General features: G+C 69.0%; 23 protein-coding genes and 1 pseudogene. 4 read left to right on the top strand and 20 right to left on the bottom strand.

All coding sequences use genetic code 11. The annotated features are described in order from the left end of the window. Positions 1-172: 172 nt before the first annotated feature. The 12 genes from AC0LPE_RS17430 to mftE form a co-directional block, all read right to left on the bottom strand. The gene (locus AC0LPE_RS17430) at positions 173-526 is read right to left on the bottom strand and encodes a hypothetical protein (RefSeq protein ID WP_490604889.1); all 354 of its coding nucleotides are present in this window, start codon (positions 524-526) and stop codon (positions 173-175) included. A gap of 65 nt (positions 527-591) precedes the next feature. After that, positions 592-2,538, bottom strand: coding sequence for an acetoacetate--CoA ligase (locus AC0LPE_RS17435; RefSeq protein ID WP_490604890.1), 1,947 nt, complete (start codon positions 2,536-2,538; stop codon positions 592-594). A 144-nt stretch (positions 2,539-2,682) separates the two neighbouring features. Further along, entirely contained in the window at positions 2,683-2,952 is a 270-nt protein-coding gene (locus tag AC0LPE_RS17440; protein WP_490604891.1) for a GlsB/YeaQ/YmgE family stress response membrane protein, read from the bottom strand. A gap of 146 nt (positions 2,953-3,098) precedes the next feature. Then, positions 3,099-4,766, bottom strand: a complete 1,668-nt coding sequence (locus AC0LPE_RS17445; RefSeq protein WP_490604892.1) for an AMP-binding protein — start codon at positions 4,764-4,766, stop codon at positions 3,099-3,101. 112 nt (positions 4,767-4,878) lie between these two features. Continuing rightward, a complete protein-coding gene (locus tag AC0LPE_RS17450) occupies positions 4,879-6,279 on the bottom strand; it encodes an MFS transporter (protein WP_088897114.1) in 1,401 nt (466 codons plus the stop codon). Between the two features lie 147 nt (positions 6,280-6,426). After that, complete coding sequence (locus tag AC0LPE_RS17455) at positions 6,427-6,975, bottom strand: hypothetical protein (RefSeq protein ID WP_490604893.1); 549 nt, start codon at positions 6,973-6,975, stop codon at positions 6,427-6,429. Between the two features lie 133 nt (positions 6,976-7,108). Further along, positions 7,109-7,633, bottom strand: coding sequence for a DUF779 domain-containing protein (locus tag AC0LPE_RS17460; RefSeq protein ID WP_088897112.1), 525 nt, complete (start codon positions 7,631-7,633; stop codon positions 7,109-7,111). Positions 7,634-7,726: 93 nt separating this feature from the next. Beyond that, complete coding sequence (gene adh, locus AC0LPE_RS17465) at positions 7,727-9,250, bottom strand: aldehyde dehydrogenase (protein WP_088897131.1); 1,524 nt, start codon at positions 9,248-9,250, stop codon at positions 7,727-7,729. Between the two features lie 66 nt (positions 9,251-9,316). Continuing rightward, on the bottom strand, positions 9,317-10,615 hold the full coding sequence (locus AC0LPE_RS17470; protein ID WP_490604894.1) for a GAF domain-containing protein: 1,299 nt from the start codon (positions 10,613-10,615) through the stop codon (positions 9,317-9,319). Positions 10,616-10,651: 36 nt separating this feature from the next. Next, positions 10,652-12,112 carry a mycofactocin dehydrogenase MftG gene (gene mftG / locus AC0LPE_RS17475; RefSeq protein WP_160875209.1) on the bottom strand — a complete coding sequence of 487 codons (1,461 nt, stop codon included), beginning with the start codon at positions 12,110-12,112 and terminating at the stop codon, positions 10,652-10,654. Position 12,113: 1 nt separating this feature from the next. Next, positions 12,114-13,547 (bottom strand): mycofactocin biosynthesis glycosyltransferase MftF, encoded by a 1,434-nt coding sequence (gene mftF / locus AC0LPE_RS17480; protein ID WP_490604895.1) that lies wholly within the window; start codon positions 13,545-13,547, stop codon positions 12,114-12,116. Continuing rightward, on the bottom strand, positions 13,544-14,227 hold the full coding sequence (gene mftE, locus AC0LPE_RS17485) for a mycofactocin biosynthesis peptidyl-dipeptidase MftE (RefSeq protein ID WP_229568385.1): 684 nt from the start codon (positions 14,225-14,227) through the stop codon (positions 13,544-13,546). The genes mftF and mftE overlap by 4 nt, the downstream gene beginning before the upstream one ends. Positions 14,228-14,324: 97 nt before the next feature. On the opposite strand from mftE, the gene AC0LPE_RS17490 reads away from it, so the two are divergent. After that, the gene (locus AC0LPE_RS17490) at positions 14,325-15,308 is read left to right on the top strand and encodes a GNAT family N-acetyltransferase (protein ID WP_229565307.1); all 984 of its coding nucleotides are present in this window, start codon (positions 14,325-14,327) and stop codon (positions 15,306-15,308) included. Here AC0LPE_RS17490 and AC0LPE_RS17495 read toward each other — a convergent pair. Genes AC0LPE_RS17495 through mftA form a run of 7 tightly spaced genes read right to left on the bottom strand, consistent with a single transcriptional unit; the run spans position 15,283 to position 22,954 of the window. Further along, positions 15,283-17,268 (bottom strand): mycofactocin system FadH/OYE family oxidoreductase 2, encoded by a 1,986-nt coding sequence (locus tag AC0LPE_RS17495; protein ID WP_490604896.1) that lies wholly within the window; start codon positions 17,266-17,268, stop codon positions 15,283-15,285. The genes AC0LPE_RS17490 and AC0LPE_RS17495 overlap by 26 nt on opposite strands. A gap of 2 nt (positions 17,269-17,270) precedes the next feature. Then, on the bottom strand, positions 17,271-18,083 hold the full coding sequence (locus AC0LPE_RS17500) for a mycofactocin-coupled SDR family oxidoreductase (protein WP_490604897.1): 813 nt from the start codon (positions 18,081-18,083) through the stop codon (positions 17,271-17,273). Between the two features lie 51 nt (positions 18,084-18,134). Continuing rightward, positions 18,135-20,036, bottom strand: a complete 1,902-nt coding sequence (locus AC0LPE_RS17505; protein WP_490604898.1) for a mycofactocin system FadH/OYE family oxidoreductase 1 — start codon at positions 20,034-20,036, stop codon at positions 18,135-18,137. Between the two features lie 13 nt (positions 20,037-20,049). After that, positions 20,050-21,258: a pre-mycofactocin synthase MftD gene (gene mftD / locus AC0LPE_RS17510; RefSeq protein WP_016696154.1), complete on the bottom strand. Its 1,209-nt coding sequence runs from the start codon at positions 21,256-21,258 to the stop codon at positions 20,050-20,052. Between the two features lie 23 nt (positions 21,259-21,281). Beyond that, entirely contained in the window at positions 21,282-22,523 is a 1,242-nt protein-coding gene (gene mftC, locus AC0LPE_RS17515) for a mycofactocin radical SAM maturase (protein WP_016696155.1), read from the bottom strand. Between the two features lie 19 nt (positions 22,524-22,542). Beyond that, the gene (mftB, locus tag AC0LPE_RS17520; protein ID WP_390889774.1) at positions 22,543-22,857 is read right to left on the bottom strand and encodes a mycofactocin biosynthesis chaperone MftB; all 315 of its coding nucleotides are present in this window, start codon (positions 22,855-22,857) and stop codon (positions 22,543-22,545) included. Between the two features lies 1 nt (position 22,858). Beyond that, the gene (gene mftA, locus AC0LPE_RS17525; protein ID WP_006553546.1) at positions 22,859-22,954 is read right to left on the bottom strand and encodes a mycofactocin precursor MftA; all 96 of its coding nucleotides are present in this window, start codon (positions 22,952-22,954) and stop codon (positions 22,859-22,861) included. A 119-nt stretch (positions 22,955-23,073) separates the two neighbouring features. Between mftA and mftR the strand changes: the two are divergent. From mftR to AC0LPE_RS17540, 3 genes and pseudogenes are all read left to right on the top strand, one after another. Then, positions 23,074-23,667: pseudogene (gene mftR, locus AC0LPE_RS17530) on the top strand (mycofactocin system transcriptional regulator MftR); the annotation flags it as partial. Between the two features lie 69 nt (positions 23,668-23,736). After that, positions 23,737-24,540: a mycofactocin oligosaccharide methyltransferase MftM gene (mftM, locus tag AC0LPE_RS17535; RefSeq protein ID WP_490606366.1), complete on the top strand. Its 804-nt coding sequence runs from the start codon at positions 23,737-23,739 to the stop codon at positions 24,538-24,540. An 81-nt stretch (positions 24,541-24,621) separates the two neighbouring features. Continuing rightward, positions 24,622-25,065, top strand: a complete 444-nt coding sequence (locus tag AC0LPE_RS17540) for a hypothetical protein (protein WP_229565314.1) — start codon at positions 24,622-24,624, stop codon at positions 25,063-25,065. On the opposite strand, the gene AC0LPE_RS17545 is transcribed toward AC0LPE_RS17540, so the two are convergent. Beyond that, the gene (locus AC0LPE_RS17545) at positions 24,988-25,806 is read right to left on the bottom strand and encodes an NAD(P)H-dependent oxidoreductase (protein ID WP_490604899.1); all 819 of its coding nucleotides are present in this window, start codon (positions 25,804-25,806) and stop codon (positions 24,988-24,990) included. The two genes, AC0LPE_RS17540 and AC0LPE_RS17545, sit on opposite strands and share 78 nt — an antisense overlap. Positions 25,807-25,811: the final 5 nt, after the last annotated feature.

Here is a 25,811-nt window from a genome sequence, read left to right on the forward strand (position 1 = left end):
ACTCTCCGCAGGACCGGACGCAGCAACGGATCCCCAGCCTGTCGGCCGAGGCGCCCGAAGCAGGTTACCCGCCGGTCATCACCGGAGCCCATGACATACGCACCGGCCCCAATCTACAGGGTGCCCACTCGGGCGCCGACCGACTGTCACCGAGTGCACCGAGTACGGACGATCACGTCCACGCCACGGCGATGATCACATTGAGAATGCCCAGACCGCCGACGACATGGGCGAGTGTCGCGGTCGAACCGGGATTCTGCTTCTCCTTCTTCAGACCGACGAAGGCGACGACCAGCACGGCGAGGGCGACCAGCAGCTTGATGCCGATCTTCATGTGGTTCACCTCGACGACGTCCTGCGCCTCCCGGAGGCCCACCAGGGCCAGACCCGTCACGACCTGCAGGATCGCGCCGTGCAGCATGCCGGCCACGACGCGGGGTTCCTTGATGACCGCGAGCCACGATCCGATGATGCCCGCGAGGCCGATGAAGTGCAGGATGAGGAAGATCTTGATGGCGATGTCCATGGGCGCAATCCGACCATTCCGGGCGTGGGCTGTCCAGTAAGGCGACACTCAGCGAGTGCCCGGGATCACGCCTGGCTGCGGTACCAATCGAGCAGGTCCGGGTCGTCGATCGCGGTGCGGTCCACCGCCCTGGCGGGATCGGCTCCCTGCAGGATCCGTTTGAGAGGAACTTCGAGCTTCTTACCGGTGCGGGTGTGCGGCACCCCGGGCGCGGCGACGATCTCGTCGGGCACGTGCCGGGGCGAGGCGTGCTCGCGCACGGCCGCACGGATCCGTTCCTTCAGGTCGTCGGTGAGCGTGGCGCCCTCGGCGAGGACGACGAACAGCGGCATGCGGTACGTGCCGTCGGGTCGTTCGATGCCGAGCACGAGCGACTCGACGATCTCGGGCAGGGTCTCCACGGCCTGGTAGATGTCGGCACTGCCCATCCGCACACCGTGACGGTTGAGCGTGGAGTCGGACCGGCCGTGCATCTCGAAGGTGTCGTGCTCGGTGATCGTGATCCAGTCGCCGTGCCGCCACACGCCCGGATAGACGGAGAAGTAGGAGTCGCGGTAACGAGTGCCGTCCGGGTCGTTCCAGAACCGCACCGGCATGGACGGCATGGGAGCGGTCACGACGAGTTCGCCGACCTCTCCGCGCACCGGCCGCCCCGTCTCGTCGAAGGCGTCGACCGCCACGCCGAGGCAGGGCACCGAGATCTCCCCCGGCCACACCGGCACTGTGGGGACGGCCCCGACGAAGGCCGTGACGACATCGGTCCCGCCGGAGATGGACATCACCTGCACGTGCTCCCCCGCGTTGTCCGCCAGCCACAACGACGACGAGGCGGGCAGTGTCGAGCCGGTGACGCCGACGCCGCGGAGGGCCGACAGATCGTGGTCGTCCTGCGGGACGACACCGGCCTTGATGCAGGCCAGCACGTAACCGGGGCTCGTCCCGAGCACCGTGACGTTCTCGTCGGCTGCGATCCGCCACAGGCGATCGACCTCGGGATGGGACGGGGCGCCGTCGTAGGTGACGACGGTGCATCCCACGAGCAGGCCCGAGAGCAGGAAGTTCCACATCATCCAGCTGGGGCTGGTGTACCAGAGGAAGCGGTCGCCGGGACGGAGGTCGAGGTGCAGCGACAATGCCTTGAGGTGTTCGAGCAGAACACCGCCGTGGCCGTGAACGAGGCCCTTCGGCGGACCCGTGGTGCCCGAGGAGAAGACCACCCACAGCGGGTGATCGAAGGCGACGGGCAGGGGTTCGAGTTCGGCGTCACCGGAGACGGCGTCCTGCCAGTCCAGAACGGCCCCCGCGTATGCGGCGGCATCGAACGGTGTCTCACCGGTCGACACGACGACCGTCAGGGCGAGACCGGGCATCGCGGCGCGGAGCCGGTTCACCTCGTCGACGCGGTCGTGTCGCCGTCCCGCGTAGCGGTATCCGGTCGCCGTGACGAGTGCCCGCGGTTCGAGCCTGCCCAGACGGTCGATCGCCGCGGGCACGGCGTAGTCCTGTCCACAGCCCGCCCAGACGGCCCCGATGCTCGCCGTGGCGAGCAGGGCGACGATCGCTTCGGGGATGTTCGGCAGGTAACCGACGACACGATCACCCTCCCCCACCCCGTGCGCGCGGAGCGTCGCGGCGAGCGCGGCCGTCCGGCGTTCGAGTTCGGACCAGCAGACCTCGCGCCGGCGTCCCTCCTCGTCGAGATGGACGATGGCGGCCTCGTCCGGGGGACGCTCCCGGAAGACGTACTCGGCGAAGTTCAGTCGCGCGCCCGGGAACCACACGGCACCGGGCATGGAGGCGTCGGCCAGAGCCGGGCCGGGATCGGTGTGGGAGACGACGTCGAAGGCGTCCCACACTGCCTGCCAGAAATCACCGGGCTCGTCGACGGACCACTGCCACAACGCCCGGTAGCCGGGCAGGTCGAGTCCGTGTCTCTCCTCGACGAACCGGGTGAATCCGGTGACGTTCGCCTGCTCGATGTCGACGTCCGTCGGAGTCCATTGCGGTTCCACCACAGTTCACCTCCCGGTCCGGGACCGTACCTGAAGACGGGTGAAGGCCCCGCCCGGACCGGCCGGGGACCGTCGTGCACGGACGGACTGCCCGTGCACGACGTCCGAGACGTCCGAAACGGAGCCTCACGCGAGGACTCCCGGCTACCGCCGCTCGCGCGTCGCAGACGTGTAGATGAGAGTGAGCACCACAGCGACGGCGATGGAGATGATCCACCGGATCCAGTCGATGCCGGAGGTGTCCTCGTTGCCTTCGGACGAGATCAGACCCCAGATCCAGTAACCGATCAGCGCACCGATGATGCCGATGACGATGGTGATGAGCATCCCCATCGCCTGCTTACCCGGGATCACCAACCGGGCGAGGATGCCGATGACTGCGCCGAAGATGATCGTGCCGATGATCTGTCCCATGGTGAGCCTCTCTGTTCGGCGCCGCACCTGCGGGCGGCGCAACCTCGACGACCATGTACCCCATCAGTGTCGATCATGAACGGCTCACACGAGGCGGATTCGACGTCCCTTCCGGGTGAATTTCCTTCTCCGGCAGGGCCCGGATCTCACCGGGCCCCCTCTGTTCCTGCCGCCTCGAGGAGCGCGATCGCTTGTTGACGCATCTCCACCTTGCGGACCTTCCCGGTCACCGTCATCGGGAACTCCTCGACCACGTGCACATAGCGCGGGATCTTGTAGTGGGCGAGTTTCCCGGTGCAGAACGCCCGGAGCGACTCGGCGTCGAGCGGTTCGGCGCCCTCGCGCATCCGGACCCACGCCATCAGCTCCTCGCCGTACTTCACGTCGGGCACGCCGACGACCTGGGCGTCGAGGATGTCCGGGTGGGTATAGAGGAATTCCTCGATCTCGCGGGGATAGATGTTCTCCCCACCCCGGATGACCATGTCCTTGATCCGGCCCGTCACCGAGACGTATCCGTCCTCGTCCATGACGCCGATGTCGCCGGTGTGCATCCATCGGGCCGAGCCGATCGCCTCGGCGGTCTTGTCGGGCTGATCCCAGTAGCCGAGCATCACCGAGTAACCGCGGGTGCACAGTTCGCCGGGTTCGCCGCGCGGCACCGTCAGTCCGGTGACGGGGTCGACGACCTTGACCTCGAGATGTGGGCCGACACGACCGACGGTGCTCACACGCCGCTCGATGCTGTCGTCGCTGCGGGTCTGCGTCGAGACCGGGGAGGTCTCGGTCATGCCGTAGCAGATCGAGACCTCGCTCATGCCCATCCGGTCGATGACCTGCTTCATCACCTCCACCGGGCACGGTGATCCCGCCATGATGCCGGTGCGCAGACTCGACAGGTCGTAGTTGTCGAATCCCGGGTCGGCCAGTTCGGCGATGAACATCGTCGGCACGCCGTAGAGCGACGTGCACTTCTCCTCGGCGACCGCACCGAGCGTCGCAGCGGGGTCGAATCCCGGCGCCGGCAGCACGATGGTCGCGCCGTGGCTCGTGCACGCGAGATTGCCCATCGTCATGCCGAAGCAGTGGTACAGCGGGACGGGGATGCAGACCCGGTCGCGTTCGGTGTAGTGGCACAGCTCGCCGACGAAGAAACCGTTGTTGAGCACGTTGTGGTGACTGAGGGTGGCGCCCTTGGGGAAACCCGTGGTGCCCGAGGTGTACTGGATGTTGATCGGGTCGTCGGGCGACAGCGCCGCCTGGGCCGAGTCGAGCGGCGCCCGGTCCTCGGTGAGCGCGGCGCGGCCGGACTCGACGAGTTCGTCCCATCGCGGCGAGTCGAGCAGGACGACGTCCTCGAGGTCGGGGCAGTTGGGCCGGACGGTCTCGATCATCGTCGCGTAGTCGGAGGTCTTGAACGTCGGGGCGGACACCAGCATCCGTACACCGGCCTGCTCGAGGACGTACTGCAGTTCGTGCGAGCGGTAGGCGGGGTTGATGTTGACGAGGATCGCCCCGATCTTCGCAGTCGCGTACTGCACGAGCACCCACTGCCAGCAGTTGGGTGCCCAGATGCCGACACGGTCGCCCTTGGTGATGCCCGCCCGCAGCATGCCGAGCGCGAGCTCATCGACATCCGCGACGAATTCGGTGTAGCTCCAGCGCTTTCCGGCGGCGGAGTCGACGAGTGCCTCACGGTCGCCGAAGCGGGCGGCGGTGCGGTCGAGGTTGTCGCCGATGGTGTCGCCGAGTAACGGGACGTCCCAGGCACCCTGGGTGTAGCTGGGCAGACGGTCGACGTCGAGGCCGGACATCGCATTCTCCTTCACGAGACGGGGATACGGCTGTGGTGGCGGTCGTCGGGCTGCTGCCGGACGACCGCCACCGGGGGGTGGATCGGTTCGGAACGGATCCACCGGGAATGGATCAGAGGGCCCGGTCGCGGGTCTCCACAAGTGCCGCGGTGCAGACCAGGCTCACGAGGCCGATTCCGGCCAGCATGATCCCGATCGCGATACCGCCGTAGGAGGCGGCGAGCGGTGCGGCGATCATCGGCGGGATGGCGCCGCCGAGGACCCCGGCGAAGTTGTAGCCCAGACCGGCGCCTGTGTAGCGGTAACGGGTCGCGAACATCTCGGGCAGCAGTGCTCCGCACGGTCCGTAGGCGATACCGAAGATCGCGAGGGTGATCATCATCCCGAGCACGAACGCGATCGGTGAGCCGGTGTCGAGAAGCGGGAACAACACCAGTGCCCAGACCACGGAGAAGGCGCACGAGACCATGATGACCTTCTTGCGCCCGAAGCGGTCGGAATACAGCGCGGACAGCACGATCGCGAGACCGAAGACGAGCGACGAGGCGATGCCCACCATCAGGACGAACGGCCGGTCGAATCCCAGCTCGGAGGTCGCGTAGCTGGTCAGGTAGGCCGTGCCCATGTAGAAGAAGGCGAACATGATGGCCAGCGCGCCGCCGGCGAGGAAGATCTCCTTGGCCTGGTAACGCAACGCGTCGAGGAAGGGCAGCCGGCGCGGGGCCTCGACCTCGGCGACCGGGGCGTTACGGCGGGCTTCCTGCTCTGCACGAAAGACGGGGGTCTCCTCGATGGCGAGGCGCATGTAGAGGCCGATGCCGACGAGAACGATGCTGAGCAGGAACGGGATCCGCCAGCCGTAGTTCAGGAAGGCGTCGTTGGTGTCGCCGAGTGCGAGACCGGTGAACAGGAAGGTGCCGCTCGACAGGGCGAAGGCGATGGCGGGACCGAGCTGCGGGAACATCGCGTACAGACCGCGTCGGCCCGGTGGCGCATATTCGGCGGTGAGCAGGGTCGCGCCGGCCCACTCACCGCCCACTGCGAAGCCCTGGGCGAATCGCAACAGTACGAGGATGATCGGGGCGGCGACACCGATAGTCTCGGCGCCGGGCAGAAGGCCGATGAGCAGGGTGGAGATACCCATCAGCAGCAGCGTGGAGATCAGCGTCTTCTTGCGTCCGATGCGATCACCGAAGTGGCCGAACAGCATTGCGCCCACGGGGCGGGCGATGAAGGCGACGGCGAAGGTCGCGAAGGAGGCGACGGTACCCGCGGTCGATCCGAGCGCGGGAAAGAAGACCGTCGGGAAGACGAGCGCTGCGGCGGTGCCGTAGATGAAGAAGTCGTAGAACTCGATCGTCGTGCCCATGCAGCTGGCGACGGCGACGCGCCGGATACCGGGCCCTTCCTTCGAGGGGCCCGCGTGGCGGGGTGTGGATGGGTCGGGACGCGAACGTCCCACCGGTCCGGCGACGGGGGGTTCGGCAGCCCCCGGGGTCGACACACTGGTCACGTGAGTCCTCCGTTGTCCGTTCGAACCGCGGGCGTGATCGCCTCGGCGGATGAACGAAAACGTAGTGATGCCGGTCACCCCCTCACCACCCCCGAAAGGGGGGTGGGGGTGACCGGCATCACATAGTGTGCCGAACGAACGAAATTCTCAGCGGCCGGCGGCGCCCGCGATCTCCTGGCGCATCTCGCCCCACACGGAGGCGTAGGAGTCGATGTTGGCGGCCGTGGCCCACGCGAGCGAGCCGCCCTTGATCTTCTCCAGGGCCTCGGCGAACAGGTCCTGGTACCGCGACAGGCGCGGCACGAACGCCGACACGTCGTCGAACAGGCTCTGCGCCCGGCGGTCGAGATCGATGAGGCCGTCGACGAATCCGTCGGCGTCGGCATTCTCGAGGAGCGCGTTGAGTTCCTCGTCGAGCGGGAGGAACTGGTCGTAGAGCTCCGAGATCGAATCCTCGTCGATGGAGACCCGCTCGGCGTCGAGCTGATCGTTCAGCTCGGAGGTGCCCTTGTCGGTGAGGCTGATGCCGCCGTCGTTCTCCGACGCCTTGCCCTGCTCGAGGAGTGCGGCCACCGCAGCCTGGCCGGCCGCCACCGACACACCGAGGTGCGCGGCGAGCACCTCGGCCGTGACCTGCTTCTTCAGACGCACCGTCTGCAGCAGTGCCAGTTCGTCCACGTTGCCTGCGAAGGCCATGCCCACTCCTCGTCGCACCCGCCGGGCGCCCACGTCGTCGTCCGGAATCCGGCCGGATTCCGCTCCGATTCTGACGCACACCGGCAACGGGCAGGTGAGTCACCCTCCTCCCGGTGGGATCACGCAGATCGGATCACGAGGACAGGCCGGGCACCGGGCACGCGTCGGCGGCCTCGGCGACCACCGTGGGTACATCGGACACGGCGGGCTCCACGCCGGCCTCCCGGTCCCGCCCGGTGAGCGGCCGGTCGGCTTCCAGGAGGGCCAGTTCGTCGGGAGTGAATGCGCGCCCCCGACTGAGGAAACGCACCCCCTCCGGACTTTCGAGACTGAACCCGGAGCCGCGTCCGGGCACCACGTCGAGGACGAGACAGGTGTGCTTCCACGCCTCGAACTGCGAACCGGAGATCCACACCGGCACGGCGTCGGCGCCGACCGGCGGATCCGAGCGGGTCTCCCCTGCCCCGAGGCGCAGATCGAGGACTCCGAGGAGCACGTCGCGGTCGCCGACGACGAAATCGCCGTCGGGATAACACATCGGCGCGGAGCCGTCGCAGCATCCGCCGGACTGGTGCATCATGAGCGGTCCGTTGCGCTGCGCGAGGCGGCGCAGCAGGGCGACGGCGTCGACGGTCGCCACGAGTCGCGGGACGGTCACAGGCCTGCCTTTCCGTTGGGGTGCACGATGTTCCGAGCGTATGGCAACGGCGCCTGCCACGTCGTGCGGACGTGACAGGCGCCGAAGTTCGGATCAGAAGAAGCCCTGTGCCTTGGGAGCGTAGGACACCAGGAGGTTCTTCGTCTGCTGGTAGTGGTCGAGCATCATGTGGTGGTTCTCGCGGCCGATGCCGGACTGCTTGTAACCACCGAAGGCCGCGTGCGCGGGGTACTGGTGGTAGGTGTTCGTCCACACGCGGCCCGCCTGGATGGCGCGACCGGCACGGTAGGCGACACCACCGTCGCGGGACCACACACCGGCACCGAGACCGTAGAGGGTGTCGTTGGCGATCGAGATCGCGTCGTCGAAATCGCTGAAGGACGTCACGGACACGACCGGGCCGAAGATCTCCTCCTGGAAGATGCGCATCTTGTTGTCGCCCTGGAAGATCGTCGGCTGCACGTAGTAGCCGCCCGAGAGGTCGCCGCCGAGATCGGCGCGCTCACCACCGGTGATGACCTTGGCACCCTCGCTCTTGCCGATCTCGATGTACGACAGGATCTTCTCGAGCTGGTCGTTAGAGGCCTGGGCGCCGATCATCGTGTCGGTGTCGAGCGGATCGCCCTGACGGACGGCCTTGGTGCGGACCGCGGCGAGCGAGAGGAAGTCGTCGAAGATGTCCTGCTGGATCAGTGCACGCGACGGGCACGTGCACACCTCACCCTGGTTGAGGGCGAACATCGTGAAGCCTTCGAGCGCCTTGTCCTGGTAGTCGTCGTTCGCCGACAGCACGTCGGAGAAGAAGATGTTCGGGCTCTTGCCACCGAGTTCGAGGGTGACCGGGATCAGGTTCTGCGAGGCGTACTGCATGATCAGCCGACCGGTGGTCGTCTCACCGGTGAACGCGATCTTGCGGATGCGCGGGCTCGACGCGAGCGGCTTGCCCGCCTCCACACCGAAGCCGTTGACGATGTTGACCACACCCGGCGGCAGCAGGTCGCCGATGATCGAGATCAGGTGCAGGATCGACGCCGGGGTCTGCTCGGCGGGCTTGAGGACCACCGCATTGCCGGCGGCCAGGGCCGGCGCGAGCTTCCACACGGCCATGAGGATCGGGAAGTTCCACGGGATGATCTGGCCGACGACGCCGAGCGGCTCGTGGAAGTGGTAGGCGACCGTGTCGGAGTCGATCTCGGAGATCGAACCCTCCTGCGCGCGAATGGCCCCCGCGAAGTAGCGGAAGTGGTCGATCGCGAGCGGGATGTCGGCGTTGAGGGTCTCGCGGATGGGCTTGCCGTTGTCCCACGACTCGGCGAGGGCGATCGATTCGAGGTTCTCCTCGATGCGGTCGGCGATCTTGTTGAGGATCACCGCGCGTTCGGCGGGCGACGTCTTCCCCCAGGCCGGTGCGGCGGCGTGGGCTGCGTCGAGCGCGCGCTCGATGTCCTCCTCGGTGCCGCGAGCGACCTCGGTGAACACCTGGCCGGTGACGGGGGTGACGTTCTCGAAGTACTCCCCCTTCACCGGCGGCACCCACTGGCCGCCGATCCAATTGTCGTACCGGGACTGGAACGACATGAGGGCGTCGGGCGAACCGGGACGGGCGTACACGGTCATGTGCATCTCCTGCAGCGTCGAGCGGTCGGTATGTGATCCGGAACACTACGAACGCGAGGGTTGCAACTACGTTGCGAGCTGCCTGTCCAATCGGGTCAATGTGGCATCGACCTGCGCGAAACGGGGCGACCGCGGGTCGATCGACGCCCGGTAGGCCGCCCAGGCGGTGATGTCCTCACGGCCGTGGACGGACGAGGTCCACTGCGCGAGCAGGTGCTCGTCGCCGCAGCGCAACAGCGCCGCCCGCACACCCGAGCGGAGTTCGTCGCGGATCTCCTCGATGCCCGGCGCCACCGATCCGGGCAGGATCTCCCCGGTACAGAGGCGGACCGCCGAGGCCACATCGCCGCGGTCGAGTGCGCGGCGCACGTCCGCGACATCGGTGTCGAGCGTGGTGAGCAGTCGATAGGGCCGCGATCCGAGGTGTTCGGCCCCGAGCACCTTGCGCAGGCGCGACATCTCGGCGCGGATCGTCACCGAGTCGAGTTCGTTCTCGTCGAGCAGCACCGCGAGCCGGTCGGAGCTCAGGCCCTCGGGGTGATCGGCGAGGATCAGCAGGATCTCGGCGTGCCGGCGGGACAGGCCGACGCGTTCGCCTCCGCGGTGCAGTGCGGGCCGGCCGGCGCCGATCGTCTCGATGCGCGGCGTCGTCGAGGGGAACAGCGGGCGGCCGCTCAGGGCATGCACGCGCAGTTCGGCCTCCGCCGCCGCGACCGTCGCGCGGACGAGTTGCAGGACCTCGGGCGCGGCGACGCGGTGCCCCCCTGTGATGTCGATGGCACCGAGGACCCGGCCGCTGGTGGGGTCGTGCACGGGAGCGGCCGAACAACTCCATTCGTGCACCGTGCGGTTGAAATGCTCGGCGCCGATGATCTGCACCGAATGATCCACGGCGAGAGCGGTTCCCGGCGCATTCGTGCCGACGCGGTCCTCGCTCCAGTCGGCCCCTTCGACGAAGCTCATCGACAGGGCGCGGTCGCGCGCGGCGTGATCGCCCTCGACCCACAGCAGCCGTCCCTGCCCGTCGGTGATGGCGACGAGCAGTCCGCTGTCGGCGGCGTCCTCGACGAGGAGCTTGCGCACCACCGGGCGGATCAGCGACATCGGGTGGCCGGCGCGGTACTCCTCGAGGTCGTGTCCGGAGAGCAGCGCGGGTTGTTCGACGACGTCGGGATCGATGCCGCGTTGCAGGCTCCGGCTCCACGAGTCGCGGACCACCGAGCGCACCCCGTCGAGCCGATCCTTGCCGCGTGCGGAGACGAAGGTTCCGTGCGCACGCAGCACCGCACGTGCATGCGCGGCCACGTCCGCTCCCGGGCCGAGTGCCACCCAGGGATTGGTCGTCGCGATTCCACGATCCGTCATGTACCGGCACCTCCTCCCCCGACACTGTAGTCGGGATCACACCGTGTGCGGCAGGGCATCCCTCGCGGTCGCGGCGACGCGGTGGGCGAGCATCACCGCGGTGGCGTGCGGTCCACGGCTCGGGACCTGCGGAAACACCGAGGTGTCGACGACGCTCAGCCCCTCGATTCCCCGCACGCGGCACCACTCGTCGACCACGGCGTGCTTGTCGTCGCCCATCCGGCACGTGCCGGACAGGTGCAGCGACGTCCCGAGCCTGCCGCCGCGCACGTCCACGCTGCCGGCCTCGGCGACGCCGGTGGTCGCGGCGAGGAGGTCGGCGGCGAGCCGGACCCCTTCTTCGAGGGCCTCCCGGTCGGCCGGATCGGTCAGGTATCGGTAGTCGAGCAGGGGTGGACGTCGCGGGTCGCGTTCGTCGAGCACGATGCGTCCGCGGCTGCGTGGGCGCGTCAGGACGACTCCGAGCACCGGATCGACGACGCCGCTGCCGGGGATCACCGCTCCGAATGCCGCGGTGTACGGGCGCAGTTCGAGGTTGCCGGTGTGCACGACCGTCTCGAGCAGCAGCGTGTGCGACGGGAGACCCGGGCGGAACCGGTACGGGACGGTGAACTCCGGATGGTCCGAAAAGTTTCCGCCCACCCCGGGAAGGTCGTGCAGCGGATCGATGCCGAGCCGTCGCAGTTCGCCGGCCGGTCCGATTCCGGAGAGCATCAGCAACTGGGGAGACCTCACGGCGCCCGCGGCGACGATCACGTGTGCGGCCGAGACCGTGCGTGGTCCGTCGGGCCCGGCGATCTCGACGCCCACCGCGCGAGCGCCCGCCATCACGATGCGGGTCGCGGGCACCCCGCCGGCGACCGTCAGATTCGGCCGGTCCAGGACGGGCGCGAGGTACGCGAGGAACGGACCCACCCTCGTGCCGTCGCGGACGTTCGACGGGACCGCGCCCACCCCGTCGGGTCCGGGGGCGTTGAGATCGGCGACCGGGGTGAATCCCGCGCCCTCGGCGGCGTCGACGAAGGCACGCGAGAGCGGATGCATTCGTTCGCGCGGTACCCGGGCGACCGGTATCGGGCCGGAACTTCCGTGCAGGTCGCCGGAGAGATCCGCGTCGGTCTCGACGGCCCGGAAGTACGGCAGCACCTCCTCGTACGACCACGAGGCGGGCCACGACGCGAAGTCGTCCGGCCGCGCACGCACGAAGTAGGCGCCGTTGACCGCGCCGGAGCCGCCGAGCACCCGGCCCCGCGTCACGGTCGCCTCGACATCCGGAGTCAGCCGTGCGGGAAAGTCCGCGGTCCACGGGCTCTCCGGCCCCACCGGAAGGACGGCAGCGTCACGGATCGCGCGCGGAACAGCGGACGCCGACCCGAACGCCGCGCCTTCCTCGAGCAGTAGCACGGTGCGGTCCGGATCGCCGCTGAGCCCGGCGGCCAGAACGCAGCCGCAGCTTCCACCACCGACGATCACCACATCGGCGTGCGCCGGAATCATGTCATTTCCGGATGTCGGGTACGAGCGCGGCCGCCGTGCGGGCGTCGAGCGCACCCTTCCACAGCCCCGCGCCGTACGCGAGGTCGTCGAGGCGCTTGTAGAGCAGATACCGGACGGGATCGAGACCGCCGCTCTCGCGGTGCGTCTTCCAGTCCCAGATACCTTCGGCCACAGCACAAGCCAGCACCGCCCAGCGGACCTTGCGGGAGAACACCGCTGCGACGATCGTCACGGGCCAGTAGTGCCGGCACACCGCCGACGCCACCTGCCACAGGCCGCCGGCGAATCCCTGGGCCGTGAGCAGCGCGGCGATACGGTCGGGCCGGTCGAGCTCGGAGAACATGCGCCGCAACCGCACGAAGGTGGCCACCTGGGTCAGCACCGCTGCGATGATCCCGACGCGGGTGAAACTCGCGATCGCAACGCACGCGAGAAGCGTCCAGATCGACATCACCATCGGTGGGACGGAACCCGGATGCCGCTCGGCGAGCGGGGCCGCACCGGTTCCGTAGAAGGCCTTGCGTGTCAACCACGTCCGGAAGCGGGTGCGATGGTCGTGCGCGACCCGCGAGATGGGTTCGTACCGCAACCGCCACCCCGAGGTCTGCAGTCGCCGGCACAGATCGACATCCTCGGCCACATGCATCGTCTCGTCGAAACCGCCGCAGGCGACGAGCGCATCGCGGCGCACGAGCAGCGCCGCGCTCGGCACGTACGAGACCGGGCCACCCGCGACCACGGCGGATTCCCGGCTGCCGAGGTCGAGCGACGAGCGTGCATGCTCGTACTTCGCGAGCGCGCTGCTGTCGGGTTCGAGGGCCACGATGCGCGGCGCGACGAGAGCGACCGCGGGATCGGTGAAGTGCCCCAGCGATCGTTCGAGCCAGCCGAGTTGCGGCACCACGTCGGAATCGAGGAAGGCGACGAATTCCGTTGTCACCTGCTGCAGTCCGGTGTTCCGGGCCGCTGCGGGCCCGCGTGGGGTCTCGTGCCGGATCACGCGGACGCGACCGCGTTCCGGAGCCTCGACCGGCTTCTCGGAACCGTCGTCGACGACCACGACCTCGTGCCCTTCGACGGCGGCGAGCAGACGGGCGAGGCCGGACGGATTGTCCTTGACGGGGACGACGACGGTGACGGCGGAACTCGGCGGCAGCTTCGTCGGGCGGGGGTTCCCGATTCCCGAGTCGAGCAGGCGGCGTGCGACCGCAGCGCTCTGCGCGTCGACGACCTCGACGAAGTCCTCGTCGATCATCGCCGCGGCGGCCGGTGCGAGTTTGAGCATGCGCGTGGGCGATCCTCCGACGAGGACACGTCCCCCGGCGAAGCTGCGCACCCGCGCGTCGATGCGCACACCGAAACCGTCGGGGAGCCGGGTCGCCCCGGGCTGCGCCGCCTCCGGGGAGGTCGCCTGTGGAGTGATCGCCCGACTCACCGAAGCCTTCCTTCCGTTCCCGGCTGCCACCGGGCGACCTGTGCACTCGCCCGCTCGACCAGACTCGCGAACAGGCGCGCGCCGAGTTCTGCGGTGGCCTCGGTGGGGTCTCCCAGCACTCCGTTCGCGGACACCGAGACGATACCGGCTTCGCGCAGTCGTGGCATCAGTGCTCCGATCGGTTCCGTCGCTCCGACCGCGGCCCGTGTCATGTCGACCGTCCCGGGTGCCAGGTGCAGCAGCAGACTCGTCTCCGTGACACCGGCGTGGGCGTCGGATCCCGGCACCGCGCACGGAAGCCAGGCAGCGTCGCGGCCTTCGTATCGCAGGAGGCTCACCGCCTCGATCAGCGGATAGGCGTTGCCGCCGTGCCCGTTGACGAAGACGACCCGCTTCGCCCATCGGCACACCGACCTGCCGTATTCCACGATCACCGCCTTCGTCACCTCGGCTCCGATCGAGACGGTGCCGGCGAAACCTTCGTGTTCGCCACTCGCTCCGTAGGGCAGCGGCGGGGCGACGACCACCTCGGGCAGCGCCGCGGCGACAGCAGTCGCGATCCGGGTGTCGGTGTCGAGGGGAAGGTGCGGGCCGTGTTGTTCGAGCGCACCGATCGGGACGGCCACCGTCACCCGGTCGGGTTCGATGTCCGTCCAACAGGCGTCGGCGAGCTCCCGCATCACCGCTCCGATGCTAAGGGTTTCGCGGGCGTGCACGAAACCCGGAGGTCCCGGTAGGTCCGCCCGGACGCCGAGATCCGATCGGTACTCTTTCCCGGTGCTGATCGAACCTCGTCCGCTGGACGATCCGGACGTGCAGGACCTCATCGGCGAGGTCCAGCTCGAATACGTGCGGAGGTACGGCGGGCCCGACGACACCGAACTGGCGCCGCACGAATTCGAGCCGCCACGCGGGGTGTTCCTCCTGGCGGTGGCCGACGGGGTTCCGGCCGGGATCGGCGGCTGGCGTGCACCGGAGCATTCGCATCGAGGGGTGCGCGACGACGATGCCGAGATCAAGCGGATGTACGTGCGGGCGAGCATGCGGCGACGTGGTGTGGCAGCACGGGTGCTGGGTGCGCTGGAGCGGACGGCGACCGATGCCGGTCGCCGCCGCATGATCCTCGAGACGGGCAGCGAGCAACCCGAGGCGATCGCGCTGTACGCGAAGGCCGGGTACGTGCCGATGACCGAGCGCTTCGGGCTCTACGCAGAATCACCGACGGCGATGTACTACTGCAAGGAACTGCCCCCGATCCGTCCGGCGACCGACGACGACCTGCCGGTGCTGCAGGAGATCGAACGCGCGGCGGGCAAGCCCTTCACCGAGATCGGGATGGCGTTCGTCGCCGACGACGATCCTCCGTCCGTCGAGGAGTTGCGCGCCCACCGGGACGCGGGCCGCTGCTGGGCGTGGTTCGACGAGCAGGGACGAGCGGTCGCGTATCTCGTGGCCGACGTCGTCGACGACGGTGTCCACATCGAGCAGGTGTCGGTGCATCCCGCTCACGCGCGTCGCGGGATCGGCCGCAAGCTGATCGACCATGTCGCGGGGTGGGCTCGGGACGCCGGGTTCGGATCGCTGACGCTGACCACCTACCGCGACGTGCCGTGGAACGGCCCGTACTACGCGCGTCTCGGCTTCCGCACGGTCGCGGACGATGCCCTCTCCCCCGCGCTCACCCGGATCCGCGCGGAGGAACGGAAGCACGGCCTCGACCGCTGGCCGCGGATCGTCATGCGTCGCGGGCTGGAGACGTAGGAGCCAGGTCCCTGGCGGCCCGCTCCCCCTCGGCGATCGCGGCGTGCAGGCGGCGTGGGGTCACCGCATCGCCCACGCGGATCACCCTCGTGCCGGCTCCTGTGAGTTCCCGCCACAACTCGTCGACGGGCTCCTGATGGGTGGCGACGACGACCGCGTCCACCGTGAGCGTCGTCGGCTCGCCGGTCGCGTGGTGGACCACGGTGACCTCGGCACCGTCCGGCAGGTCCACGACACCGCCGACGGCGACGCCGGTGAGTCGCTCGATCCGCGTGGCGTGGGCGCGGCGCAACCAGCCGTCGAGCTCGAGCGTCAGGCCGAGATCCTGGCCGACGAGCATCCCCGGCGTGCACACCGTCACCGCACATCCCCGGTCCGCCAGCAGTTCGGCGACGGACGTCGCCTGGTGGAAACCGAGATCGTCGACGACGAGGACCCGGCCGGAGGGTGCAGTGCGACCGGTGAGCACATCGCGCACGTCGCTCACCCGCGCCGACGATCCCGCCCAGGCGGGCCGGTGTGGGCGCGCACCCGTCGCGACGACCACGACGTCGGGTGCGAACGCACGCAGGGTCGCGGCATCCGCGGTCACACCGGTGCGGATGTCCACTCCCCTGCGCCGACACTCGGCGTCGAGGTGCGTCACCGCACCGAGCAGCTCTGCACGGTGCGGCGCCGCGGCCGCCTCACGGATCTGGCCGCCGGTGCACCGGTTCCGTTCGAGCAAGGTGACCGAATGCCCTTCTCCGGCAGCCGTTACCGCCGCCTGCAGGCCCGCGGGTCCGCCGCCGACCACGACGACCCGTTGCGGTACGGCGGGCGCAGCAGGACCGTCGGATTCGTACCCGGCGTGAGGATTGACCGCGCACGCGATGGGACGGTTGAGCCCGACCCGTCCGATGCATTCCTGATTGCAGCCGATGCACGGCCGTATCTCGTCGTCGCGTCCGGAGAGGGTCTTGTTCGCGAACTCCGGGTCGGCGATCTGCGCACGCACGGCGCCCACCAGATCGCACACTCCGCCTGCGAGCGCGGCACCGACCTGTTCGGGTCGGGTGAAGCGCCCGACCCCGACGACCGGCAGCGATACCGCTGCCCGGATCGCGTCGGGGACGAACAGTGAATAACCGTGCGGGGTGGACATCGGCGCTTCGACCAGATGCAACGTCTCGGTCGCGACGCCCACGGACGTGTTGAGGTAGTCGACGTCGCCGCTCGCCTCGAGCATCCGCGCGACCTGCACGGCGTCGTCGATACCGACACCGCCGTCGGTGCCGTCGTGACCCGTCAGTCGAACGCCCACGACACGGTCGCGCCCGACGGCCCCCCGCACCGCGGACACGACCTCGAGCAGCAGACGGGCTCGCCCGGCGAGATCCCCGCCGTAGCGGTCGGTGCGACGGTTCGTCGCGGATGCGAGAAAAGCGCGCAGGACGGATGCCTGGGAGCACTGGATCTCGACACCGTCGAAGCCGCCCTCGGCGCAGCGGCGGGCGACGTCGGCGTAGCCCGCGACGAGTTCGGCGATGTCGGATTCCGTCATCACGCGTGGGACCTCGCGGAAGAGCGGGTCGGGTTCGGGGCTCGGCGCCCACAACGGTTGCCCCGTGTACATCGAGGTGCCCTGCGCGCCGTTGTGGTTGAGCTGCGCGAGGATCCGTGAGCCGTGCCGGTGGACGGCGTCGGTGAGGCGGCGGTAACCGGTGACGACATCCGGGTCCCAGCCGCGGATCAGTTTCTCGTAGGGCCGGTCCGAGGGGTGCACGGTGTGCTCCTCGGTGACGATCATCGACGCGCCGCCGCGTGCCCTGGCTTCGTAGTACGCGATGTGCCGGTCGGTAACGGTGCCGTCGACCGAGAAGTTGGTCAGGTGCGCCGGGAAGACGATGCGATTGCGCAGGGTGACCGGACCGATCCGCAACGACGCGTGCGGAACGGTTCCGGTCCCCGTGCGCGTCACGGTCAGACCTTCGAGTTGCCCTGGTCGAGAGCCATCTGGCTGCCGGTGATGGTGGAGGCCCGATCGCTCGCGAGGAACAACACGGTTTCGGAGATGTCGTCGAGATCCGCGATCGGCTTGTGGGTGAGGATCGGCGCGAAGGACGGCTCCCAGGACGGGTTCTGCTCGAACAGCTTCAGGACACTGACGTCGGTGCCCATCGGGGTGTTCACACTGTAGGGGTGGATGGAGTTGACCCGGATCCGGTACGGGCCGAGTTCCTTCGCCGCCGCTTGCGTGATGCCGACGAGGCCGAATTTCGCTGCCGCGTAGTTGATCTGCCCCGGCATCGCCTTGAGGCCCGCCACCGAGCTGACGACGATGATCGAGCCGCCGTTGCCGGCCTCGATCATCGCGGGGGCGGCTGCCTTGAGGGTCTTGAAGACACCGGTGAGGTTGATGTCGATCAGCTCTTCGAACTGGTCGTCGGGCATCTCCCAGAAGCGGTTCCAGCTGCAGATGCCTGCATTGGCGACCACCACGTCGAGCCGTCCGAACTGGGCGACGCCCTCGTCGACGACGGCCGTCAGCGCCGTGCTGTCGCGCACGTCGGCGACGCGGGCGAGGATCCTCCCGCCGGCCTCCTCCACGAGGCGGACAGTCTCGTGGAAGTCGTCCTCGGTGGCCTGCTCGTAGGTCGCGTATTCCGAGACCGGGGCCGCGATGTCGACGCCGATGACGGACGCGCCCTCGCGCGCGAACCGGATGGCGTGGTTGCGGCCCTGCCCGCGTGCGATCCCGGTGATGAAGACGACCTTGCCGTCGAAATCTCCCATGTCGGCCCTTCCCGTCGACCCAGATTAGAACACGTTTCAGTGTGCCCCACGTTACAGTGCCGCGGCCACCCCGTATCCCTCTCGGACGGCCTCGCGCACGGTTCTCGGGGCCGCGCGGTCGCCGATCGACCACGATCCCGGCCGCTCGGACACTTCTGCCGGGAGCAGGGGTGCGCAATCGACCAGAACCGCGTCCGCGACCGACGTGGATTCCCCGGACACCCGGTCGAGGAGGACGACTCCGTCGGCATCGACCGAACCGATCCGGCACCCGAGATGTCTCGCCACGCCCGCCCGCTGCATGCGGACGTCGAAGGCGACGAGGTCCCCCGTCGGCGCGAGTCGTGATCCGGCCACCTGATCACCCGTCGCGTAGTGGACCTCCACACCGCGCTCCACGAGACGGTCGACGACGGCCCTCGCCACCGGACCACCCATCGGATCCCACACGACCACCGGGGACTTAGGAGGCCGTTTCCCCGACAGCACCTCCGCGGCGGTCGCGTACCGCTCGGGCGCGGTCACCGGACAGGAGGGCGGACGTGGCAGCCCGCCGGTGGCCTGCACGACCGCGGTGCCGGCGGCGAGTGCGCTCTCGATGTCGGCAGCACCGGCTTCCGTGCCGGTACGGATGTCGACGCCGGACTCGAGGCACTGCTGTTCGAGCCAGCCGACGAGCGCAGCGAAGTCGGGCCTGCCACCGCGCGAGACGGCGGCGATCGTCCCACCGATCCGCTCGTCCGCCTCGACCAGGACGACACGGTGACCGCGCGTCGCTGCCACGCGGGCTGCCTCCAGGCCGGCGGGTCCGGCACCCACCACGAGTACGTCGCGTGCGGAGGTCACCGGTCCGGGTGGGTCCCGTGTCTCGTCGCCGGCCTCCGGGTTCGCGATGCACCCCACAACCGGATTGTGGAAGTCGTCGACGAGGCACGCGTGGTTGCAGCGCACGCAGGGACGCGGCCGACGACCACCACGGGCGGCGGCGACGAGGTCGGGGTCGGCGATCTGCGCGCGGGTCATCTCGACCAGGTCGCACGCGCCGTCGGAGAGCGCCCGCTGCGCGTGTCCGACGTCGACGATGCTGCCCTGCAGAGCGATCGGGATCGATCCGGCGATCTCGTCACGGATGCGGCGGCACAGGTCGTCGTTGAACCCGGCAGGGACATGCGCGTCGGGCCGATACGACTCGGGTGAGAACAACCCACCGCGTACCACGGTCAGCAGGTCCATCGACGGCGCGATCGCGCGGACGTATCCGGCGGCGATCTCGGGCGTGATGCCCGCCCACGGCGTGTTCTCGTCGCACGAGAGTCTCAGGGCGAGGATGCGATCCGCGCCGATCCGCGTGCGCACGGCGGCGATCGCCTCGCGCAGCAGCCGCAGGCGGTCGGAGCCGTATGCATCATCGCGGTGATTGGTCAGCCCGGAGAGGAACTGCCGCAGCAGCGAGGTCGGTCCCGCATCGAGTTCCACCCCGTCGAGATCCGCCTCCACGGCGACCGCGGCGGCGCGACCGAAGGACTCGACCAGCTCGGCGATCTCGCGCTCGGTCGCCTCGGCGGGCAGTTCACGTGTCACCGGGTCCGGCACGCGCGAGGGCGCCCACAGCGGTGCGCGGGTCCACGCGCTCGAACCCTGGAGGCCGCGATGGCCGAGGCCTGCGAGCACGAGTGTGCCGTGCGGACGGCAGGCCTCGACGATCCGCCGGTAGCCGTCCCCGCAGTGCTCGGCCAGCGGCGCGCGTTCGTAGGGGTGGTCCCACGGGTACACCGACGCCGTCTCCGTGACGACGATCCCGCACCCACCCCGCGCACGTCGCGCGTAGTACGCGACGTGGCGGTCCGAGAACGACCGGCCGTCACCGAGATTGGTGACGTGCGGACCGAAGATCACCCTCGCCGGAGCGGTGCGTCCGGCGAGGGTGATCGGTTCGGTGAGCGCGGGGCTCATGTCGTCGGTTCGGTCAGATGCCGAGATCGCGACGGAAACCGTCCGGCACGAAGACGTCGTCGGGGGTGAGCTCGTGGATCGAGTTCTTGCCCAGACCCATGAGGGCGGAACCGATTCCGCCGGACAGGATGTCGAGGACGTTCTCCACACCGGCCTGACCGTTCGCGGCCAGACCCCACAGGTACGCGCGGCCGATGAGCACGGCCCTGGCACCGAGCGCGATCGCCTTGACGACGTCGCTACCGCGGCGGATACCACCGTCGAGCAGCACCTCGACGTCCTTGCCCACCGCTTCGGCGATCGCCGGCAACGCCCGGATCGGTGCCGGGGTGCCGTCGAGGTTGTTGCCGCCGTGGTTGGACACCGAGATGGCGGTGACCCCGGCATCGACGGCGCGCTTGGCGTCGTCGACGCGCATGACGCCCTTGAGCATGAACGGCGCGTCGCCCCACTGCTCGCGCAGCCACGCGACGTCCTCCCAGGTGGGCAGGGGCGTGGTCATCCACTCGCCGTACGCACCGAAGAAGGTCGGGGCCTGACCCTCCGGCGGGGTGAGATTGGGGGTGGTCAGATCCGGCACCCCGCCGGTCTTCGCCCATTCGAGCAGCCACTTCGGGCGGGTGATGCCCTCGGGGGCGAACTTGATCATCGCCTCGAGATTCATCCGCTCCGGGATGGCGGGGCTGCCCCAGTCGCGACCGTTGGAGAACGACCAGTCCAGGGTCATGATCAGACCCTTCGCACCGGCGGCGCGGGCACGTTCCATGCGCTGGATCAGCGTGTCGCGGCTGCCCACCCAGTACATCTGGAAGAAGGTCTTGTCGTTGACCGCCGCGACCTCCTCGATGGACTTGGACGCGAACGACGACAGACCCATCGCCGTACCGCGGGCGGCGGCCGCGCGGGCCACGGCGACCTCACCGTCCGGGTGCACGGCCTGCACGCCGGTCGGCGAGATCATCACGGGCAGGGACACATCCTGTCCCATGATGGTCGTGGCCATCTCCCGCTTGTCGGACAGTCCCGCGACATGCGGGGCGAATCCGAGTTCGCGGAAGGCGGTGGTGTTGTCGTCGACCGTGATGCCGGCCTCGGACCCGGCGACGAGCGCGCCGTAGACGGACTTGGGCAGGCGCTTACGGGCGCGCTGCTGTGCGATTGCGACGGTCTCGAACCACGGGTCCTGGGCCCACGGATTCTTCAACCAGGAAGGCTTGGCCATCGTCGGTCGTCTCCTCGGAAGATCTAGAGTCCTGCGAGCGGATTCTCGTCGCAGAACTTGGCTGGGGGTTTGGTGAGCAGGGTCAGCGGTACCGGTGCGGCCGGGGTGCGCCGTTCGGCGCGCTTTCCGGTGCGCGAGTGGTCGACGCTCGACTGCGGCACGGTGCGCTCGGCCTCGAGCGCGGACTGTCCGTAGCCCTGCACGCATTCGGGATCGGGGCCGTCCATCGGCAGGCCGGTGAAGAACTTCGCGGCCATGCAGCCGCCGCGGCACGCATCGAAGAAGTTGCACGACGCGCACGCACCGGCGGACTGCGGTTCGCGCAGTTCGCGGAACAGCTCGGAGTTCTTCCACACCGACGCGAAACCACCGTCGGTGAGGATGTTCCCGGCGTGGAAGTTCTCGTGGATCGCGAAGGGGCACGCGTAGACGTCGCCGACCGGATCGATCAGGCACACCACGCGTCCCGCGCCGCACAGGTTCAGTCCGGGCAGCGAGCCACCGGCCTCGCCGCCGAAGGCGGACAGGTGGAAGAACGAGTCGCCGGTGAGCACGCCCTCGCCGTGGGCGACGAGCCAGTCGTAGAGCTGCCGCTGCTGCTCGTGGGTGGGATGCAGGTCGTCCCACACGTCCACGGCGCGGCCGGACGGGCGCAGTCGCGTGATGCGCAGCGTCGCGCCGTAACGGTCGGCGAGAGCCTTGAACTCGTCGAGCTGGTCGACGTTCTGGCGGGTGACGACGACGGAGATCTTCGCGTCGCGGAAACCGGCCTCGGACAGGTTCTCGAGCGCGCGCACGGCCATCGCGAACGAACCCGGCCCGCGCACGGCGTCGTTGACCTCGGCGGTGGCGCCGTCGAGGGAGATCTGCACGTCGACGTAGTCGGAGGCGGCCAGCCGGGCAGCGACCTTCTTGTCGATGCGCACACCGTTGGTCGAGAACTTCACGCCCACCTGGTGTTCGGTGGCGTAGTCGACGAGTTCCCAGAAGTCGGATCGCACGGTGGGTTCGCCGCCACCGATGTTGACGTAGAAGACCTGCATGCGCTGCAGCTCGTCGATGATCGCCTTGCACTGTTCGGTCGACAGTTCGCGCGGGTCGCGCTTGCCCGACGAGGACAGGCAGTGCACACACGAGAGGTTGCAGGCGTAGGTGAGCTCCCAGGTCAGGCAGATCGGGGCGTCGAGGCCCTTCTCGAACTGGTCGACGAGGCGGCCGACCTTCGGTGGGGCGGAGGTGGTGGGCGGTTCGAGCAGCGAGGTCATGGGCTGGTCCTTACAGACGTCAGGCAGGAACGATCATGTGCGAATCGGCCAGGGTGCCCAGGGCACGCACGTAGGGCCGCTCGGCGTTCTCGTCGATCCCGTGCGCTCGCAACGCTTCTCGCACCGAACCGTGGTCGCCGAGGGATCGGACGACGTCGACGATGACGGTGTTCTTCAGGAACGACAACTTGCGGGTGCCGAAGTGGTAGAGCAACGCCCCGAACGGCTCGGGGCGAAGCGCTACCTGCGGGTGGAGCCGCCAGCCGGCACCCGGATCGAACAACTCGGTGTCCATTGCTACGGGGGACACGTCGGTGACTCCGGGCGCGGTCATGTCAGTACACGCCGCACATGCCGTCGATGGAGACCTCCTCGACGAGGGATTCCTCGATCAGATCGGATTCGATCACGGCGTTGTCACGATCGGACATGTTTCCTCCTCGGTTTCTTCTCCTGGATCGGAGTCGGTCATCACAGTGGACTTGCGCTGTGAGCCGGTTCACCACTGTAATGACATCGAGTGCAGAATGTCACCCCTCCGGGAGGAAGAATGACGCGCAGCCGCGGGAAACCGTCCGCTCGGATAGGTCGCCGCCCGTCCACCTCGAAGGAGGAACTCGCCGCGATCGGCATCGAACTGTTCATGGAGGCGGGCTTCGACGAGACGAGCATCGACGACATCGCCGAGGCGGCCGGCATCGCGCGACGCACCTTCTTCCGCTACTTCCCGTCGAAGAACGAGGTGGCATGGGGGAACTTCGACGAACACCTCGCCGGCATGCGCGCGAGCCTCGAATCGATCCCCGAGGACGTTCCGCTCTCCGAAGCGCTCACCACCGCCCTGCACGACTTCAACACCTTCCCCGACAGCGAGGCCGAACGACACCGCGCGCGGATGGGGCTCATCCTGCACACGCCCGCGCTGCAGGGCTATTCGTCGGTGATGTACCAGGGCTGGAGACGTGTCGTCGCCGAGTTCGTCGCCCGTCGCACCGGGGCCGATCCCGACGACCACATCCCCCGCACCGTCGGCTATCTGCTGCTCGGTGTCGCGATCTCCGCCTACGAGGCGTGGCTCGACGAACCCGGATCGGATCTGCACGAATTCCTGTCCACCGGGATGGGGACACTGACCGCCGGTCTCGACTACAGTGACCCGCACCCCCCCTTCCACGTCGCCCCCTTCCACACCTCCGAAAAAGGTTGCGAAACAATGACCCTGCTCGATTCGCTCGCTCCCTGCAGCCCGGGCCGGTGGACACACGACCACGTGACGGTCGAACGCGTACCCGCCGGGCCGCTGAACGTCCGGCGGGAGGACGAGCGGCTCCACGTCACGCATTCCCTCACGGCCGAGCAGCTCAGCGAGCGCCTCGTCGCCGAGGTGACCGCCTCCATCCAGGATGCCGCGTTCGGCCAGGACGAGTTCGAACTGACGATGGTGGGACTCGTCCGCTCCACGGTGCCGGGCGCCCTCGACTCGTGGGTCACCTACTACCGCAACTCGCTCGGCGAACTGCTCGACGGTACAGCCGATTTCGCGCCCATCCATGATCGCGCGGCCGAACTCGTGCGTGGGAGCGTGCTCGACCTGGGATCGTGTTTCGGCTTCCTGCCGCTGCGGCTCGCCGCCGCCGGCACCGCCGTCACCGCCACCGACATCCTGCCCGGCACGATGCGCCTGCTCGATGCGGTCGCACCGCGACTCGGACTGCACGTCGACACGCTCGTGTGCGACGCGGCGAACGTTCCGGTGCCCGACGACAGCGCCGACACCGTCACCGCGATCCACCTGCTCGAGCACGTCGACGACGCCCTCGGTGCCACGATCCTCGCCGAGGCCCTCCGAATCGCCCGGGAGCGGGTGGTGGTCGCGGTGCCGTTCGAGGACGAGGCGACGGCCTGCCACGGGCACGTGCGCACCTTCGACCTGCCCACGCTCGAGGAACTGGGGCGCAGCACGGGGCGTCCCTTCGAGGTGTTCGAACATCACGGCGGGTGGCTCGTCGTCGACTGATCCACCCGGCCATCCGCCTGCCCGCCCATCCGATTCCCGTCCGGCGACGAATACCCGGTGTGGACGGAAGGAGGTGGCGCGATGAACCACATCGCCGAGAGCCACTTCGGCCGGACGACCCGCCGCGTCGTCCTTCCCCGCCGCGCCGCGGACCGGCAGATGTCCTCGTCCGGAGTGGTGACGGACTGCCGGCCGCTCCCCGAGCGGCCGGACGTGCGACTGCTCGTCTACCACGACGACGCGGACGACTCCGACTACGACGCCGTGACGATCGGAAAGACCGACGGCGAGAACGACATTCCGGTACTCACCGCGTCGGAGGAGTGCCTGCTCGTCACCGCGACCCGGCCCGGGTCCGGTCCCGCGATCGTGCTCGCCGCACCGCCGGGTGAGGACGAGGGCCGACGGGTCCGGGAGATCACCCGACAACTTCTCGGAGGCGGACCGCTACTGCGCCTGATCCTGTACACCGGCGCACTGTCGGTACTCGTACCGTTGCACTCGTCTGCTCCGAGCGGGCGCTGAGGCGGTGTGGACGTCGGGGCCGTACTCGCCCGGGCGGACGTGGTCGACGAGCACGTGCTCGCGGTCGTACTCGCCTCCGCGCAACGGCCTGTACGGGATTCCGGGTTCCGACGACAAGCCGGCGAGACGATCGTGGAGACGGCGCTCCTCGCGCAGGAAGGTCTCCTCGTCGAGCCGGTCGGCACTCGCGACGAGATGCGGTCGCAGTACCCGCATCCCGGTGTAGAAGCCCGTACCGTGCAGGAGCGGCCACAGCACGTGATCGATCGACCCGCTGATTCCGCGCGGTCCGAGCGCTGCGGCCCGATCGCCCGCCGTGACGACGGCGAGCATCGTTCTGCCGGCCAGTCCCCCGTCGCCGTACTTGCGGACGCGGCCACGCTCGTCGCGGACACCGAACGCGAAGCCGTTGGTGAACACGCGGTCGAACCATCCCTTCAGGATCGCCGGCATGCCGTACCACCACAGTGGGAAAGACACCACGAAGTGGTCGGCGGCGCGCAGCGCGTCCTGTTCGCGACGGATGTCGTCGGCGAGGAGCCCGGTGGCTGTGGCGTTCTTCTGCCGCTCCGACAACGTGCTCCCCGGCGCCGTACCGAAGTCGGCGTCGGCGAGCACCGGATTCCAGTTCATCGCGTAGAGATCCGAGATCGCGACGCGCGTGCCCGACTCGCGTAGTCGTGCCGCCCCCGAGCGGACGAGGGCGTGCCCCAGGGAGGCGTCGTCCGGGTGGGCGTGCACCCACA

It is taken from the genome of Rhodococcus sp. S3 (genome assembly GCF_058211795.1).